Origin of the sequence: Streptomyces sp. NPDC091280 (assembly GCF_044768565.1) — a bacterium.
GTDB lineage: Bacteria > Actinomycetota > Actinomycetes > Streptomycetales > Streptomycetaceae > Streptomyces.
Genome location: NZ_JBIVUZ010000008.1, coordinates 14,508 through 31,022 on the forward strand (window position 1 = coordinate 14,508; position 16,515 = coordinate 31,022).

16 protein-coding genes are annotated in these 16,515 nt (G+C 72.2%); 9 read left to right on the forward strand and 7 right to left on the reverse strand.

Going from position 1 to position 16,515, the window contains the following annotated elements; genetic code table 11:
* Positions 1-7: 7 nt before the first annotated feature.
* A complete protein-coding gene (locus ACIQPR_RS23905) occupies positions 8-1,231 on the reverse strand; it encodes a Gfo/Idh/MocA family protein (protein ID WP_403651534.1) in 1,224 nt (407 codons plus the stop codon).
* A gap of 165 nt (positions 1,232-1,396) precedes the next feature.
* Between ACIQPR_RS23905 and ACIQPR_RS23910 the strand changes: the two genes are divergently transcribed.
* Positions 1,397-2,560: an ROK family protein gene (locus ACIQPR_RS23910; protein WP_403651536.1), complete on the forward strand. Its 1,164-nt coding sequence runs from the start codon at positions 1,397-1,399 to the stop codon at positions 2,558-2,560.
* A 100-nt stretch (positions 2,561-2,660) separates the two neighbouring features.
* Positions 2,661-2,846 (forward strand): hypothetical protein, encoded by a 186-nt coding sequence (locus tag ACIQPR_RS23915; protein ID WP_403651538.1) that lies wholly within the window; start codon positions 2,661-2,663, stop codon positions 2,844-2,846.
* A 176-nt stretch (positions 2,847-3,022) separates the two neighbouring features.
* Here ACIQPR_RS23915 and ACIQPR_RS23920 read toward each other — a convergent pair whose 3' ends face one another.
* Positions 3,023-4,390, reverse strand: coding sequence for a S1 family peptidase (locus ACIQPR_RS23920; RefSeq protein WP_403651540.1), 1,368 nt, complete (start codon positions 4,388-4,390; stop codon positions 3,023-3,025).
* A 232-nt stretch (positions 4,391-4,622) separates the two neighbouring features.
* On the opposite strand from ACIQPR_RS23920, the gene ACIQPR_RS23925 reads away from it, so the two are divergent.
* From ACIQPR_RS23925 to ACIQPR_RS23940, 4 genes are read left to right on the forward strand one after another with little or no spacing between them, the layout of a single operon-like run.
* Positions 4,623-5,801 (forward strand): MalY/PatB family protein, encoded by a 1,179-nt coding sequence (locus ACIQPR_RS23925; RefSeq protein WP_403651542.1) that lies wholly within the window; start codon positions 4,623-4,625, stop codon positions 5,799-5,801.
* A 50-nt stretch (positions 5,802-5,851) separates the two neighbouring features.
* On the forward strand, positions 5,852-6,610 hold the full coding sequence (locus ACIQPR_RS23930) for a type 1 glutamine amidotransferase domain-containing protein (RefSeq protein ID WP_403651544.1): 759 nt from the start codon (positions 5,852-5,854) through the stop codon (positions 6,608-6,610).
* A 10-nt stretch (positions 6,611-6,620) separates the two neighbouring features.
* A complete protein-coding gene (locus ACIQPR_RS23935; RefSeq protein ID WP_403651545.1) occupies positions 6,621-7,007 on the forward strand; it encodes a PPOX class F420-dependent oxidoreductase in 387 nt (128 codons plus the stop codon).
* A 37-nt stretch (positions 7,008-7,044) separates the two neighbouring features.
* Positions 7,045-7,515 (forward strand): DUF1003 domain-containing protein, encoded by a 471-nt coding sequence (locus tag ACIQPR_RS23940; RefSeq protein ID WP_403651546.1) that lies wholly within the window; start codon positions 7,045-7,047, stop codon positions 7,513-7,515.
* Between the two features lie 65 nt (positions 7,516-7,580).
* On the opposite strand, the gene ACIQPR_RS23945 is transcribed toward ACIQPR_RS23940, so the two are convergent.
* The 3 genes from ACIQPR_RS23945 to ACIQPR_RS23955 all read right to left on the reverse strand — a co-directional run bounded on the left by ACIQPR_RS23945 (position 7,581) and on the right by ACIQPR_RS23955 (position 11,778).
* Complete coding sequence (locus ACIQPR_RS23945) at positions 7,581-10,367, reverse strand: alpha/beta hydrolase family protein (RefSeq protein ID WP_403651547.1); 2,787 nt, start codon at positions 10,365-10,367, stop codon at positions 7,581-7,583.
* 168 nt (positions 10,368-10,535) lie between these two features.
* Positions 10,536-10,949 (reverse strand): Zn-ribbon domain-containing OB-fold protein, encoded by a 414-nt coding sequence (locus ACIQPR_RS23950; protein WP_403651549.1) that lies wholly within the window; start codon positions 10,947-10,949, stop codon positions 10,536-10,538.
* A 151-nt stretch (positions 10,950-11,100) separates the two neighbouring features.
* Positions 11,101-11,778 (reverse strand): TetR family transcriptional regulator, encoded by a 678-nt coding sequence (locus tag ACIQPR_RS23955; protein WP_403652655.1) that lies wholly within the window; start codon positions 11,776-11,778, stop codon positions 11,101-11,103.
* 231 nt (positions 11,779-12,009) lie between these two features.
* Here ACIQPR_RS23955 and ACIQPR_RS23960 point away from each other — a divergent pair, with 231 nt between their 5' ends.
* The 3 genes from ACIQPR_RS23960 to ACIQPR_RS23970 all read left to right on the forward strand — a co-directional run bounded on the left by ACIQPR_RS23960 (position 12,010) and on the right by ACIQPR_RS23970 (position 14,735).
* On the forward strand, positions 12,010-13,101 hold the full coding sequence (locus ACIQPR_RS23960; RefSeq protein ID WP_403651550.1) for a substrate-binding domain-containing protein: 1,092 nt from the start codon (positions 12,010-12,012) through the stop codon (positions 13,099-13,101).
* 67 nt (positions 13,102-13,168) lie between these two features.
* A complete protein-coding gene (locus tag ACIQPR_RS23965; RefSeq protein ID WP_403651552.1) occupies positions 13,169-14,005 on the forward strand; it encodes a hypothetical protein in 837 nt (278 codons plus the stop codon).
* Positions 14,006-14,084: 79 nt separating this feature from the next.
* Entirely contained in the window at positions 14,085-14,735 is a 651-nt protein-coding gene (locus tag ACIQPR_RS23970; RefSeq protein WP_403651554.1) for a peptidoglycan-binding protein, read from the forward strand.
* 19 nt (positions 14,736-14,754) lie between these two features.
* Here the strand turns inward: ACIQPR_RS23970 and ACIQPR_RS23975 are convergent, their stop codons facing one another.
* A complete protein-coding gene (locus ACIQPR_RS23975) occupies positions 14,755-15,129 on the reverse strand; it encodes a hypothetical protein (RefSeq protein WP_093623389.1) in 375 nt (124 codons plus the stop codon).
* 414 nt (positions 15,130-15,543) lie between these two features.
* Positions 15,544-16,467: a MurR/RpiR family transcriptional regulator gene (locus tag ACIQPR_RS23980; protein WP_403651556.1), complete on the reverse strand. Its 924-nt coding sequence runs from the start codon at positions 16,465-16,467 to the stop codon at positions 15,544-15,546.
* Between the last annotated feature and the right edge of the window lie 48 nt (positions 16,468-16,515).

Consider the following 16,515-nt stretch of genomic DNA (forward strand, 5'->3'; position numbering starts at 1 on the left):
CGGACAGTCACCCGGCCCGCGTCCCGGTGTCGTTACCGGGCGCGTCCCCGAAGTCCGGGATCTCCAGCCTCGCCCCGCCCTGCCGTGCCGAGTCGTGCGCGACGATGCCCGGCAGGGTGTAGCGGGCCGCGACCCACGCGTTGACCGACGGCAGGGTGCGGGAGTTGACCGCGGTCACGAAGTCGTCCGCCAGGAAGTGGTGGCTGCCCTCATGGCCGTTGTGCAGATGGTCGAACTCCCGCGGCAGCCGCGACCGGTCGTGCACCGGGGCCGAGCCGGAGGTGAAGGCGGCCCGGAGGTCCGGCGCGATGTGCTGGAGTGACGGATCGTCAGGAGACATGGTGGGCTTGGGCTCCAGCAGTTCGCTGATGTCCTTCACCCCCTTCTTGTCCTGCCAGAACGCCACCGTGGCGAGCTGCTCCATGCTCGCGTCGGTCCCGAAGAACCGGAAACGCGACTCCCGGATCTGCGAGGGATAGCCCACGCGCCGGAACTCGTTCGTACGGAACGAACCGCCGCCCGCCACCTCGAACAGCGCGGTCGCGTTCGAGAAGTCGTTGCCGAACTGGCTGACGTCCTTGTCGAAGACGCCGTCCCCGCGCTCGTCGACCACCCCGATCGCGGACACGCTCACCGCGTGCGTCTGCCAGGCCCCGAGCACCCCGCCCACCGAGTGCGTCGGGTAAAGCAGCGGCGGATAGCTCGCGGTCGCCTTCCAGTTGTCGCCACCGCTGTACTGGTACGCCTCGTAGAACCCCAGATCCATGTCGTGCACGTAGTCGCCCTCGGCGTAGAAGAGCCGCCCGAAGGCGCCCTCCGCGATCTGGTTGCGGGCGTGCACGGTCGCCGGGTTGTACTGGCTGGTCTCACCCATCATGTACGTCAGCCCGGTCGTCCTGACCGCGTCGATGATCGCCGCGATCTCCTCGGCGCTGATCGCCATGGGGACCGCCGAGTACACGTGCTTGCCCGCGCCGAGCCCCTGGAGGACCAGCGGGCCGTGGGTCCAGCGCTGGGTGAAGATCGCGACGGCGTCCACGGCGGGGGACTCCAGCATCGCGTCGTAGGAGGGGAAGGTGCCCGCCAGTCCTTCGGAGGCGGCCAGTCGCTCCGCCCGCTCCGGCAGGAGGTCGGTCACATGGACCTCGCTCACACCCGGGTGGGCCTGGAACAGCCTGGCGAACTGACCGGAGAACTGGCCTGCTCCGACGATGCCGAGGGAGAACGTCATGGATGCGTGCCCTTCACTGACGAGGATGTCACCATGACTTACTTTTGAGGTGGAAGAATCCCGGCGTCAAGAGTCGTACCAGGATGTTTTCCGGACGGTTTTCGGGTCGTAGAGTGCCCACGTTACTTCCAGAACGAAAGAAAAAGTCCGGGAGGGTCCACTCTCATGACCACGCATGCCGCGAGCTGGTCGCCCCTGAGTCCGGGCGAGCGCTCCGTGGCGATCGAGGTGCTCGTCCACGGCCCGCTCTCGCGCACCGACCTCGCCCGTCGGCTCGACCTCTCGGCGGGCAGCCTCACCCGCCTCACCAAGCCGCTCATCGAGTCCGGCCTGCTGGTCGAGGTCCCCGACGGCAGCGGCGCCCCGGCCGGAACGCGCCAGGGCCGCCCCTCGCAGCCCCTCGCCGTCGTCGCCGAGTCCCGCACCTTCCTCGGCTTCAAGATCACCGAGGACATGGTCTACGGCGTGGTCACCACCCTCAGGAGCGACATCGTCGCCCGCCTCGACCGGCCGCTGACCACCCACGACCCGGCCGAGGTCGCCGACCGGGTCGCCCGCATGACCGGCGAACTGGCCGCGCGCTTCCCCACCCTCGCGGGCATCGGCATCGGTGTCGGCGGTCATGTCCGCGACCGTGCCGTGGTGGGGGAGTCGCCCTTCCTCGGCTGGCGTGACGTGCCGCTGGCCCGACTCGTCGAGCGGCGCACCGGGTTGCCGGTCGTGGTGGAGAACGACGTCGCCGCGTTCGTCGAGGCCGAGACCTGGTTCGGCGCCGGGCGCGGCCTCGACCGCTTCGTCGTCCTCACCATCGGCGCGGGCGTCGGCTACGGCCTCGTCCTCGGCGGCAAGCGGGTGCCCTACGCCGAGCAGGACCGCGGGTTCGCCCGGCACTGGATCGTGGACCCCAACGGCCCGCTCACCCCGACCGGCGAACGCGGCAGCGCCGTCTCGCTGTTGACCATCCCCAGCATCCGCTACCAGGTACGGGCCGCCACCGGCCGGGATCTGACGTACGAGGAGATCCTCGCCGGTGCCGCCGCCGGTGAGCCCATGGCCGCCCGGGTGATCGGCGAAGCGGCGCGCGGGCTGGGCGTGTTGGTGGCGCAGATCGCCAACTTCGTGCAGCCGCAGAAGATCCTGCTCGCCGGTGAGGGGGTCGGTCTGATCGACGTGGCCGGCCGGACCGTGGACGACACCGTGCGCGCCCACCGGCATCCGCTGGCCGCCCCGCTGGACGTCGAGACCAGGGTCTCCGACTTCCACGACTGGGCGCGCGGGGCCGCGGTGTTGGCGATCCAGGTGCTCGTGCTGGGTGTGGCGAAGGTGTGAAATGCGTTACGGAGCTTGACAGATGGACGTGATCAGTAACACGGTCCGTTATGTCCGATTGGCTCGTGATTACTCACATCGCCTTCACCTTCGGCGACGTATGCTTCACAGCATGTCCACCCGTGTTGAATCAGCCACCGAGCGATCGGCAGCCGAGGTCAACGAGGAGATCAGGGCCCTGTGGCTCCGGTCGGGCGGGACACTGAGCGTCGAACAGCGCGAGGAGTACCGGCGGCTGGTGATGGAATGGGCCACCGCGGCTCCCCAGTCGGCCACGGCGGCCTGAGAGCCGCCGACCGGCCGGTGCGCGACTGTCGTTCGGATTCCGTCGCCCGGCCTTCCTCGTGACCCTCGGTCCAGCCGGCCGACCCCCCGTCGACCCGACAACTCGCGATCACCCGCACTGTCCGTACCACTCGCGATCACCCGAGACGCCCCCCCCGTGACGTTCCCCTCGCGTGATCAGCCCCACATCGCCGAGTAGTGCCGCTGGAAGGCCTTGCGGTCCTGCTCCGCGCGGATCCAGCGCGTCGCCACCAGCGCGATCAGACTTCCCGCGATCACCAGCAGGCCCGGCCCCACGTTCTTCGGGTCGGTCAGCCGGGACGCCAGCGTCGTCGTGCCCGCCGTGGTGTTCGTCGCCGGGGCCGACGTCCCGGGCGTCACCGAGCCGGTGCCCGCCGCGGTCCCGGCGGCCGAGGCGGACGGCGCGGGCGAAGCCGCCGTCTTCGGCGCCACCAGCAGCTTGACGTCGAGCGCGGCCAGCGCCTTGGTCAGCGGCTGGAAGAACGTCGTACCGCCCGTCTTGCAGTCGCCGCTGCCGCCCGAGGTCACCCCGAGCGCGATGCCGTTGGAGAACAACGGGCCACCGCTGTCACCCGGTTCGGCACACACCGTGGTCTGGATCAGACCGGTCACCGTGCCCTCGGGATAGTTCACCGTCGCGTCCAGCGCGGTCACCTCGCCGTCGTGCAGGCCGCTGGTGCTGCCGCTGCGGAACACCTTCTCGCCCACGGCCGCGTCGGCCAGACCCGTGATCGTCACCCCGCTGCCGTTGCCTATCGCGACGACGTCCGCGCCCTCGCCCGCCGAACCGCTCGCGTACTGCACCAGGGAGAAGTCGCTGCCGGGGAAGTTGTCGACGACCGTCTTGCCCAGCTGCTGGTCGCCCTGGTTGTCCGCGAACCAGATCGAGCCGACCGGGCCGCAGTGCCCGGCCGTCAGGATGAAGTCGGTCTGGCCGTTGGTCACGTTGTAGCCCGCCGAACAACGGCCGCCGGTCGACAGGATGGGCTGCGCCCCGTTGATCCGGGTGGTGAACTTGCCCTGCGTGCGCTGCATCTCCACCGGGGCGCCGATGCTGTTCGCGACCTTCTTCATCGCGGCCCAACTGGTCGCGGAGACACTGCTGTCGGCCTCCACGAGCACCTTGTTGTTCCGGTAGTCCATCGCCCACGCCGTGCCCGGCACCTTGGGCGCCGAACTCAGCGTGCCGACCGCCGACTTCAGCTGGTTCAGGCTGTACGGCACGACCTTCGCCTCGGCGCCCGCCTTCGTCACCTGGGCCGCCGTCGCCTTGTCGGTCACCGCGACGACCGTACGGCCGCCGGAGTCGACCCAACTGCCCGCCGTACGGGCCGAACCGAGCTTCGCCACCAGGGCGGAGCCCTTGTCCGCGGGTGTCTGCGGCGCGCTGAGCGTGGCGGCGTCCCTGGCCGGGGTGTCACTCGCCATGGCCGCCTGGGTGACCATGGCACCTCCCAGCAGGAGTCCGCCGACGGCCGTCAACCGTGTCACTCGCCGGACGACCCGTCGTCGTGCGTGCCTCATCACTGGCTCCCGAACCCCGAACGTGCGGTGCCGAACACCGCGGGGCACTCCGGTCGTTGAGGTGCCCTTCCTCCATACGTGTCCCGCCCGCCTCCCGTTCACCTTTCGGAAGATCGGCTTCGGTCGCCGACGACAACAGACGCGCGCGACGGCCGAGTTGGCCCCGGCGGCGCCCGCAGCGGCCCGGCGCGGAGCGTCGCCCGGGCGCCGCGATCCCCCTATCTTGAGCCCCATGACCAGCAACCCGCAGGCCGCGGCCGGTGAACCCAACCCCCTGCGCGCGCTCACCCTCGACCGCCTCCGCCGCCGTACCAGCATGAAATGGCGCACCTACCCCGCCGACGTGCTGCCGGTGTGGGTGGCCGAGATGGACGTGCCGCTCGCCGACGCCGTGGTCCGCGCGGTCACCGACGCGCTCGCCCTCGGGGACACCGGCTATCCCGCCGGTACCGCCTACGCGGAGGCGCTCGCCGCGTTCGCCGAGAAGCGGTGGGGCTGGGCCGGGCTCGCCGTGGAGCACACCCGGATCGTGCCGGACGTCATGCTGGGCGTCGTCGAGATGCTCCGCCTGGTCACCGGGCCGGGCGACCCGGTGGTGCTGAACCCGCCCGTGTATCCGCCGTTCTTCCAGTTCGTGACCCATATGGACCGGCGGGTGGTGGAAGCGCCGCTCGGCGTCGACCTGCGCCTCGACCTCGACGCCCTGGAGGACGCGTTCCGGAGCGCGGCGCAGGGCGGCGGGCGGGCCGCGTATCTGCTGTGCAGCCCGCACAACCCGACCGGTACGGTGCACACCGCCGCCGAACTGACCGCCGTCGCCGCGCTCGCCGAGCGGTACGGGGTGCGGGTCGTGGCCGACGAGATCCACGCACCGGTCGTCGCCGCGGGCGCCGCGTTCGTGCCCTACCTCAGCGTGCCGGGCGCGGCACGCGGACTGTCGCTCATGTCCGCGTCGAAGGCCTGGAACCTCGCCGGACTCAAGGCCGCCCTCGCCGTCGCGGGCCCCGCGTCCGCCGCCGACCTGGCCCGGCTGCCGGAGGAGGTCGGCCACGGCCCGAGCCACCTCGGCGTCATCGCCCACACCGCCGCCCTGCGCGACGGCACGGCCTGGCTGGACGCCCTGCTCACCGGCCTCGACGACAACCGCCGACTGCTCACCGGCCTGCTCGCCGAACACCTGCCCGCCGTGGGCCACCGCCCCGCCGAGGCCACCTACCTCGCCTGGCTGGACTGCCGCGCGCTCGGCCTCGGCGACGATCCGGCCAGGGTCTTCCTCGACCGGGGCCGGGTCGCGCTGAGCCCCGGCATCGACTTCGGCACCGGCGGCACGGGACACGTACGACTCAACCTGGCGACGTCCCCGGAGGTGATCGGCGAGGCGGTGCGCAGGATGGCGGCGGCGCTGCGCTGACCCCCCGCCGCGCCGTCCCGCGCATCCGGCCCGGCTGCCATCATGAGCCCATGCGTGTGCTGATGCCGGTCCCCGACCACGACTTCGACGTCACCGAGGTCGCCGTGCCCTGGCGGCTGCTCACCGACGCCGGGCACGAGGTCGTGCTCGCCACCGAGCGGGCCGGGACCCGCCCCGCCGCCGACCCCCGGCTGCTCAGCGGTGTCCTCTTCGGGCAGCTCGGGGCCGAGGACGAACCCAAGCGGTTCTATCAACAGCTCACCGAGGCACCGGAGTTCGGTGCCACGGTCGGCTGGGCGGACGTGGACGTGGCCGGGTTCGACGGGCTGCTGCTGCCGGGCGGCCACGCGCCGGGTATGCGCCAGTACCTCGGCTCGGCCCAACTGCGGGCGAAAGTCGGGGAGTTCTGGAACCTCGGCCGCCCGGTCGGCGCGATCTGCCACGGCGTCCTCGTGCTGGCCCGCACCGAGGACCCCGCCACCGGCCGCAGTGTCCTCGCCGGACGCCGTACGACCTGTCTGCCCAAGTACATGGAACGCACCGCCTACTTGAGCACCGCCTGGCGGCTCGGCCGCTACTACCGCACCTACCCGGCCTATGTGGAGGACGAGGTGCGGGCCGCGCTCGACGACCCGGGCACGCAGTTCGAGCGCGGGCCCAGGGAACTCACCCGGCGCGGAACCGCGGGCGACGACACCCACGCCTTCGTCGTCGAGGACGGCACCTATCTGTCGGCCCGCTGGCCCGGGGACGCGTACCTCTTCGCCCGCCGGTATCTCGATCTCCTGCGGGCACACTCGGGTGCTTAGACTGCCGACCATGGACGAGACCCCGCTGGACCGGCTCGGCGCAGGCCAGTACCTGCTGATCACCACTTACCGCAAGAACGGCTCCCCGGTCCCCACCCCGGTGTGGGTGGTGCGCGACGGAGACACCCTCGGGGTGTGGACGGTCGCCGACTCCTGGAAGGTGAAGCGCATCCGGGCCCGCGGCGACGTCCTGGTGGGCCCCTGCGACCTGCGCGGCAACCCCACCGGCGGCTCGGTGCCCGCCACCGCCGAACTCACCGACGCCGAGACCGCCGCCCGCTACCGCGCCCTCATCAAGCGCAAGTACGGCCTCACCGGCCGTCTCACCCTGCTCGGCAGCCGGCTGCGCCGCGGTCTCGACGGCACCGTCGGCGTCCGCGTGACCCTCAAGCCCTGAGCGCGGACACCGTGCACACCGACCCCAGGGAGCGCCCGTGGACCCCGCGCTGAACCCGGCCGAGCTGCGGCTGCGGCAGGAGCGGATCGTCTTCGCCCGGATGCGCGGCACCCAGGACCGGGTCGCCGACGCCATCACGGCCTTCGCCGGCACCATGCTCTTCGTCTATCTGCACGCCCTGTGGTTCGCCGTGTGGATCGCCCTCAACGAAGGTCTCCTCGGGCGGGCCGGGATCTTCGACCCGTACCCGTACGGGCTGCTCACGATGATCGTCAGCCTGGAGGCCATCTTCCTGTCGACCTTCGTCATGGTCAGCCAGAACCGGCAGGCGGCCCGCGAGAACGTCCGCGCCGACCTCGACTTCGAGACCAACCTCCGCTCCGAGGTGTGGTCCGCCCACATCGGAGCGGCCCTGGGCCTGGACCCCCGCGAGATCGAACAACGCGTGCAGGAACTCCTCAGCGAGAACCGCGCCAAGATGAACGGCGGCTCGAAACAGCCGAGTTGACCCGTCGCACGGCGCAGGGGCCGCAGCCTTCGGGCTGCGGCCCCTGCGCTTCGTAGGGCGTTCGGCTACGACGGGTCGAGCACCGTGCCGGTCAGCACGGGGCCGTCGGCGCGCGGTTCGCCGTTCTCGTCCGTGGCCCGGAAGAGCACGGACTCGGGCTGCTCGGTCACCTGGTCGGTGACGGTGGGCAGGTCGATCTCCACGCTTGACCGCCCCGCCGGGACCGTCGTCCACAGGGACAGGTTCGCCACCTTCGACAGGGGCCGCTCCGGAGCGGGTTCCTCGCCGGAGTTCTCGCGCAGCCATCGCGGGTCGACATCGAGAGTGGACAACTCCGGCCCGGTGGTGACCGGTTGGACGACGAACCCCGGGTTGATGTCCACGTCGGCGGGCGCCGACAGCGTCACCTTCCACCTGAGGGGCGCTCCCTCGGTGACCCGGTCGGCGACCGGGGTGACGGTGTACGTGGGCATCGGGTCGTCGTTCTCGGCGGTCACCCCGCCGTGATGGGCGCCGACCACCGCGCCGTGCACGGCCTTCACGAACAGGTCGTGCTGGACGCCGTAGTCGAAGCGGGTGTTGCCCTTCACCTCGATCGGCACGTCGAGGGCGTGGCCGCCGGGCCGGACCGTGACCAGGCGTGAGGTGTCGCGGCCGGTGGCCGGGTCGCCGAGGTAGATCCGGACCCGGCCGCTGCCCCGGCCGGACACCCGGACGGGCACGCGGTACGTCCTGACGCCCGAGTCGCCCTCCTTGACGGTGAGCCGGCCGATGTCCACGCGCGGGAGCGCGGCGGCGGTGACCGGCGGAGTGCCGGGGCGCCAGCCCCAGGCGTCCATCAGCCAGGCCCGGCCGGAGCGCGAACGCGGGGTAAGGGAAAGGGACTTGACGTGTCGCAGGTCGAGTCCGGCGCGGGTGGCGGCGGTCAGCGGGACCCGGACCTCGCGTGCCCAGTAGGAGGCGGTGCGCCGGGTGCCGGGCAGGCTGTCGACGCGGACCCGGCCCAGTGTCGCGCGGTGGCCGGAGGCGTCGGTGAGGGACACGTCGAGCCGGGTGCCGGTGGTGTCGGGCGGCACGATCACCCGCAGGGCGAGGGACTTGGCGCCGCTCAGGGAGAGCGGGCTACCGGGACGTACCGTCGTCGGCGAACCGGCCGCGGACCAGCGCAGCGCGACGGCACGGCGGCCGATCTCCTTGCTGGTGTCCCACTGCGCGAAGTGCGGCGAGAGGCCCTGGTCGCTGTCGTCGAGGCAGGCGACGGCCGGGTCGGGATCCACCGCCGAGCACAACCTGCCGCCGGACACGGTGACTTGACCGTCCGGCAGGAAGCCGCCACGGCGGCCCGCGCCCACCGCGTGGGTGAGGACCCGCGCGGGGTCCGCCGAGGGCGCCCGGCGGCCCGAGCCGTCGAGCAGCTCGCGCGCCCGGTCGTCACCGGCGACGAACAGCCGGGCGGCGGTGGCGATGTAGGTGGAGCCGGCCCGGTGCTGCTGGTCGGCGGTCAGCCGGGTCGCGGTGCCCGGCGAGCACACCGGGTCGCGCTGGTCGGGGTCGTCGTAAAAGTCGTCCTCGGCGGGTGCCTGGGCCTGGCCCGGCGTCCACTCGGTGTTGAAGAAGTTGTGGTCGGCGCCCTCGACGTAGACCGCGCTGTGCAGCGCGGCGCCCCGGCTGACACCGCGGGTCCCGTCGACGTACACCTCGCCCTGGAGGTCGGAGACGTCACCGTCGCAGCCGGGCAGCAGGGTCACCGAGGGGACGTCGGCCACCGGGTTCTGGCCGAAGATCGTCGGGCCGATGAGGACGGTGCCGCGGATCTTCCAGCGCACCGGGCCGTGATAGCCGTCCTGCGCGGCCGGGGGCGGATAAAGGCTGTCCATCGCCGCCCGGTTGACGCCCTCGCCGCCGCGCGAGTGCCCGATCAGCAGGACGCGGGAGAGGTCGGCCGCCGGTGCGTCCCGGACGACCGCCGGAGCGGTTCTCGGGTGGGCGGACCAGTCCGCCCAGCGGGCCAGGTGGAGCCGGACCAGGGACGAACGGGCCTGGGCGCCGGCGTCCTCGGCATCGGCGTCCTGGGCGTTGATCCCGTTGGCGGAGACCGACACGGTCACATAGCCCTGGGAGGCCAGGAGCCGCTGGTCGCGGAGATAGCCGCGGTAGCTCGGGACCGGCTTGGTGCCGGTGGGGCAGGGCCAGTCGCCGGTGATGTCGTCGGTGCCGGGCTTGTAGCAGGTGTAGTGCCGGCCGTGCAGGAACAGGGCGAGGGGCCGCTTCCCAGTGGCACCCTTGGGGGCGACCACCACGGCCTTCATCTCCACCGGCTGCGCATACCCGGGCAGACGCACCGGGTCGAGGGTGTACTCACCGGTCGTCGTACGGTACGTGCCCGGCCTGCCGGGATCGACCGCGCCCGGCGGCAGCGGGGCCGGGCGCGGCGGCGCGGCCTGCGAAGGTCCGCCGCCGGAGGCGGATGTGACACCGGCCGCGTCCAACTGACGTCCACCGGCGACTACATGAAGGTCCGTCAGTTGCGCGGGCGTGGTGGCGTCGAGGCCGAGCCGGAAGGTGCGGCCGTCCCGTGCCGGTCTCGGCACACCCAGGAGCCGGTCACCGGCATGGAACTCGACCCGGGCGTCGCCCATGGGCACCTGACGGCCCGAGCGCCACACCAGTTGCCGCGCGGACCCCGTCCCGGTGATCCGCCAGCCCGGCGGCAGAGCGCCGTCGTCGGCCGTCGCCGTGGCCGTGAACGGCCCGGTGTCCGTGGGCGGTACCGCTTGTGCGGACCCGGACACCCCTCCCGTCACCGCGAGCACCGCCGCGGCCGTGACCCATATGCGCCGGGCACGGAACAATGTGTTCTCCTCCTCGAACTCCAGACGCGGGCGTCCCGGCTGTCCCGGGAGCCCCTCGCGCCCCGGAGGACGGGCGGCGAAGGCTGTGGGTTGCCTGTGGAGGAGGATTCAGTCGATCTTCGACCGCACCTGGCCCGAACTCGGCGCCACGGCACGGTCGTTCGGCGGTCAGTGCCAGCCGCGGTACGGCTCGTCCAGGAGTTGGAAGACCGGTTCGCCGCGCACCGGGTCCTTGGCCGTCGACAGCCGCACGCGGTCGCCGCTGTGGATGCCGAGGGGATGGCCGATGACCCGGCCGCGCACCACGAAGCCCTCGGCCAGCTCGATCAGCGACACATTGCGGGCGGCGGGGGTGTTGCGGTGCACGACCGTCGAGTGGCGCACCGTACCGGTGCCCTCGCTGCGCTCGGTGCGCAGGTCGCCGCCCTGGCAGACCGGGCACAGCAGCCGGTGGTACATCGCGGTGCCGCACCAGGTGCAGCGCTGGAAGAGGATGGTGTCGCCGTCCGCGCCGTGCGGTTCGAGGACACCTGCCGGGGAGCCGGCCGCCGGACGGGTCGCGAATCCTGAGTGGTGGTACACGCTGTCAACTCCCTGCGCTCGGCCGGAATCCCGCGCGCGCGGCCGAGCCGGGCACGCCTGTGCGCGGCTCGCCGTGCCACCGTGCACGACCACAGCGTATGGCACTCAGTGCCAAGCGTAAAGATACTGCGTACCCTCGTGTTCGACCGCTTCAGTCGCGGCCGAGCGCGGACTCCAGCTCCTGCACGACCCGCCACAGCGGCGCGTCACGCCGGGAGACCACCACCACGACGTCCTCGGGCCGTTGCGTCAGCAGCGCGGCGGCGGGCGCCGGCGGCTGCCCGAACGCGGACCGCACATACCCCAGCGCGTGGTCCACCTCGGTGGCCGCGTCGCGCTGTCCGTCCGAACGCAGCCAGGAACGCAGCGCGTTGTTGTGCGCCGCGACCACGGCGGCGGCGATCACATCGGCCTGGAGGGTGCCGTCCGGCCGGCCCGCGAAGCGCCCGCGCAAGTAGTCGGCGAGGGCCCGCTCGTAGCGCCACACCACCGACAGTTCGTACGCGCGCAGTCCGGGCACCTTCTTGGTGAGGCGGTAGCGCTGGACGGAGAACGTCGGGTTCTCGTTGTACATCCGCAGGACGAGCCGGGCCGCGTCGCACACCCGCAGCACGGGTTCGTGCTCGTCGTCGCCGGACGCCAGGAACGCCGTCATGTCGGCGAGGCAGCGCTCGTGGTCGGGGAAGACCACGTCCTCCTTGGACGGGAAGTAGCGGAAGAACGAACGCCGTCCGACCCCGGCCAGTGCCACGATGTCGTCGATGGTGGTCTGTTCGTAGCCCCGCTCCAGAAACAGCTGGAAGGCGGCTGCGACCAGGGCGTCCCGCATGGGCGGCTTGGAGCTCATGGACGGGAACGTAGCACCAGGCCGACACGGATGGCACTCAGTGCGCACCCGGAAGGGAACTGAGTCCCCTGAGGTCCGTCACGGAGGCACCTCACTGACGGCCGTGCACGGAGTGCGAGAGCCGATGCGGTCGAGACGACGGAGACGGTCGACACGGTCGATACGGTCCGCGGCATAGAGTGACGGCGACCGGCAGTGCCTTCGGGGGGATCCATGCGGCTTCACGTCGACCAGCGCCATGAGCGGGTGCTCGAACTCGTCCGCGAGCGCGGCAGCCTGCGGGTCGCCGAACTCGCCGCGGAACTCGGAGTCTCCGCCGTCACCCTGCGCCGCGACGTGGAGACGCTGGCCGCCCAGGGCCGGGTGCGACGGCTGCACGGCGCCGTGGTGCGGCCGGACGGGAGCGTGGTCGAGCCGCCGGTGCGCCGGGAGCCCCCCGAGGGCCCGGTGATCGGAATGATCGTGCCGACCACCGCCTCGATCTTCGCCGACATCGTGCGCGGCGCCCGCGAGGCCGTGCGCGCCCAGGGCGGCCGACTGGTCCTCGGGGTGTCCGGCCACGTCGGCACGGAGGACGCCGTACAGGCCGGGCATCTGCTCGCGGGCGGCGCGCGGGGACTGCTCGTGGCGCCCAGCTGGCCGGGCGGCGCGCCCGTCGACGGCCAGGAGCGATGGCTGGTGGACCAGGACGTGCCGACCGTCCTGGTCGAACGCTCCGCCCCGCCCGGCAACCCGGCCGCCGCCCTCGACCGGGTGCGCACCGACCGCGCCCACGGAGCCGCGGTCGCCGTCGGCCACTTCGCCGCCCTCGGCCACCGCAGGATCACCGCGCTGCTCCAGGAAGGCCCGCACGCGGCGCGGATCACCGCGGGCTACGAGTCGGCCGTACGCTCCCTCGGTCTCCAGGCAGCCCCCGGCGCCCCCTCGGTCCGCGAACACGGCGACTACGAGGCGAGCGTGGACCACCTCGTCGACGCGGTGCGCGCACGCGGGGTCACCGCCGCCCTCGTGCACAGCGACGAGGACGCGATCGTCCTCGCGCCCCGGCTCCAGGCCCTCGGCATCCGCGTCCCCGACGACCTCGCGCTCATCGCCTACGACGACGAGGTCGCCCCGCTCGCCGACGTCCCGCTCACCGCCGTGGCCCCGCCGAAGCGGTCGGTGGGGGAACTCGCCGCGAAGCTGCTGCTGGGCCGGCTCGCCGAACGCGCGGCCGGAGCGCGCCCGGCCCCGCGTCAACACGTCGAACTCCTTCCCGAGTTGAGGGTCCGCGCCTCCTGCGGCGGCGGACCGCCCACCCGGTGACCACCGGCCGACCGTTTTGATCATTGCGCGCGAACGCTCTCCGCGCTCCCAGCCAAGGAGAACCGGCATGCCCTCCCCAGCCCCGGCCCGCCCCCGCATCCTGTACGTCACCGACCTGGCCTACCAGGCACGAGGACGCCGCTACTGCGACGAGGACATCGCCCTGACCGCCCGGCTGCGCGAGGACTTCGACCTGGCGCTGTGCCATCCGCTGGACGCGGCCGGGCTGATGGACGGATTCGACGCGGTCGTGGTCCGCAACAGCGGTCCGGTCCTGGCCTACCGAGACGAGTACGAAGCGTTTCGCGAGCGCGCGACCGCCGCCGGGACCCGGGTCTACAGCCAGCTCTCGGGCCGCGCGGACATGGCGGGCAAGCAGTACCTCCTCGACCTCTGCGCCGCCGGCTTCCCGGTCATCCCGACCGTCGACCGGGCCGAGGACCTGGACCGGCTGCCGCGCACGGACCGGTACGTGGTCAAGCCCAAGCTCGGCGCCGACTCGATAGGCCTGCGGATCGTCCCGGCCGACGAGCTGCCGGCCCTCACCGACGGCGGCGTCCTGGTCCAGCCGTGCGTCGACTTCGCGTACGAGGTGTCCTTCTACTTCGTCGACCACGACTTCCAGTACGCCCTGTACGCCCCCGACACCGAGCGCCGCTGGCGGCTCGAAGGCTATGAACCCACCGCCGCCGACCTGGAGTTCGCGCAGCGCTTCGTCGACTGGAACACCGTCGAGCACGGCATCCAGCGCGTCGACGCCTGCCGCGCCCCCGACGGCGGACTGCTGCTGGTCGAACTGGAGGACCTGAACCCCTACCTCTCCCTGGACGCGCTCGACGCCACGCGCCGGGACGCGTTCGTCGCCGCGCTGAAGGCGTCCCTGCACCGGTACGTCGGCGCGTGAGCTGAACTCCCGGCGCCGCGCGCACGTATCCCTCCGGGGGGATGGCGGAGATCCGCGCGCGCGACGGAAGGAGAGCAGTGTGTCTACACCGCCCGAACCGGGAGCCCCGTCCGGCGGCCCGGTCCTGGAGCCCGCCCGGGTGCTGCGCCGCCGCCGCTCCGACAACCTCGCGGAGCTGATGCGGGACACCCGCCGGGACTCCTCCGTCTTCGAGTCGGTCCCGCTGCCCCGGCCGTTCCCCGGCTCCGACGACGAGACACAGGAACTGCCGCCCGTCCGCGGTGACATACGCCCGTCACCGGGCGACAGCCCCTTCGGCCCCGGACTCCGCCGGGCCGCGATCACCATCGGCGTCAGCGCCGCCGCCCTGGTCGGCTTCGCCTGCGCCCTGCTGCTGCCCGGCAGAGGCGAGGCCAGCACCGCGCAGCCGGTCACCACACCCACCCCGGTGACCTCCGCGACCGGCGCGGGCACCGCCGACCCCGACGGCGCCGGCACCCTCCGCGAGGGCGACAGCGGCCCCGAGGTCACGGAGCTGGAACAGCGGCTGCTGCGCATCCCGAACGTCTACGAGAACGGCTCCACCAGCGGTCAGTACGACGCGACCCTCAAGGCGGCGGTCGCCCGCTTCCAGCTCTGGTACGGCATCCGCGGCGACGAGAACGGCGTCTACGGCGACGACACCCGCAAGGACCTGGAGTCGCGCACGACCCTCGACGGCGGCCAGTAGGGGCCCGCGCCCGTGCCGGTCAGCGTCCCGTGCTGTGCCCGACCAGCGCCTCGGTCACCGCGCGGACACTGCGCGCGATGTGCTGGAGCTGGAGGAGTTCGGCGGCGTACAGCTTGATCGTGTGCTCGATGACCGACTCCGGCAGCCCGATGCCGGGCAGGTCGGCGCGTGCGGTCTGAAGGGCGGTGCGGGCCACCCGGATCTCGTGCTGGACCTGGATCTGGGCGTGGCGGGCGAGCAGCACGGGGTGGCGGATGAACGCGGGGTAGCTGGCGTAGCGGGCCGGCACCAGCTCACGGAGCCACTTGGCGGCCGAGCGCTCCCAGTCGTAGCTGCCGGGGGTCTTGACCTGGCAGGGCCAGTCCTGGCTGATGCGGGTGGTGGTGAGTTGCATGTCATCGCTTCCCGGTGTGCGGCGTCGCGGGGGGTGGTTCGACGGTGTGTGGCGGCCCCGGTCTAGGGGATGACCGGGGCCGCCCTGGGCGCTCGCGCAGGCGATGCCCGACCGAACACCCCTGGCGCCGACGCGGGTAGGAGACGGCGGCTGGGGGTGTTCGTGCAGGAGCCCCGGAGGACGGGTGTCGCCGGCGCGGCAGGTGGAGCGGCGTGCGCATGGGCGGACCGGTGCTTTCTCGGGGCGGGTGCGAGCGCTGGGCTCACGCGTGCGGAACGGGTCCGGAGTAAGCCGGAAGCGATCCGTGAGCAGTATTTATATATGCCGTCCGCTTTGCAAGGAGTATGAAAACATTCATGCGTGAAATAGGCGTAGATGTCCCGATCTGATGTTGTTCGAGGGGGGAGTGGCGGGTCAGTCCCGCATGAAGAACTGGTGCTGCTCGGCGATCTGCTCGTAGTCCTCGAGGCGGGCCTGGGTGCGCTCCGGATCGGCGTCCGTCATGGCCTGGAGCAGCGCGGAGGCCATCACGCCGGGCGCCGCGTACGAGTCGAAGACCAGGCGGGAGCCGGTGCCGGTGGCGAAGGTGACGTCGGCCTCGTCGGCCAGCGCGCCGAGCGCCAGATCGGTCACCAGGGCCACCTTGAGCCCGGCGCTGCGCGCCACCCGGATCGCGGTCAGCGTCTCGTGCGCGTGCCGGGGCATGTCGAAGGCCAGCAGCCAGGTGCCGCCCGCCTCGCGGGACTGGAGGATCGCGTCGTAGGCGACGCTGCCGCCCCTGGTCACCAGCCGTACGTCCGGATGGATACGGCGTGCGGCGTACGCGAAGTACTCGGCCAACGAGACGGAGATGCGCAGGCCGAGCACGGTCAGCGGGGTCGACGCCGACAGTTCGCGGCCGACGCCGATCAGCCGGTCCGGGTCGGCGAAGTCCCGGCGCAGGTTCTCCAGGTTCTCGATCTCGGCGTCGACCGCGGCCTGCAACTCGTTGCTGCGGTTGACCTCGGCCGCCGGCGGACCGCCCGCGAGGGTGCTCAGGGCGATCGCCTGAAGCCGCTCCCGTAGCGCCGGGTAACCGCTGAAGCCGACCGCCGCCGCGAACCGGGTCACCGACGGCTGGCTGACGCCGACGCGTTCCGCGAGGTCGGTGATGGAGAGGAACGCGGCCTCGGTGATGTGCTCGATCAGGTACTGGGCGATGCGCCGCTGACCCGGCGACAGCCGTGGCCCGTCGAAGAGTTCGCGGAGTTGGGAAGTCGGCGCCGCCCCGACTTCCGGGTCGGTCTTTCCCGAGGTGATGGCGGATGCCTGGGCTCGTGCCTGCTGCGGCGATGGCACGGATCCGCCTCCTTTGTCTCCCACGGTCACTCAACATAGCTCACAGAG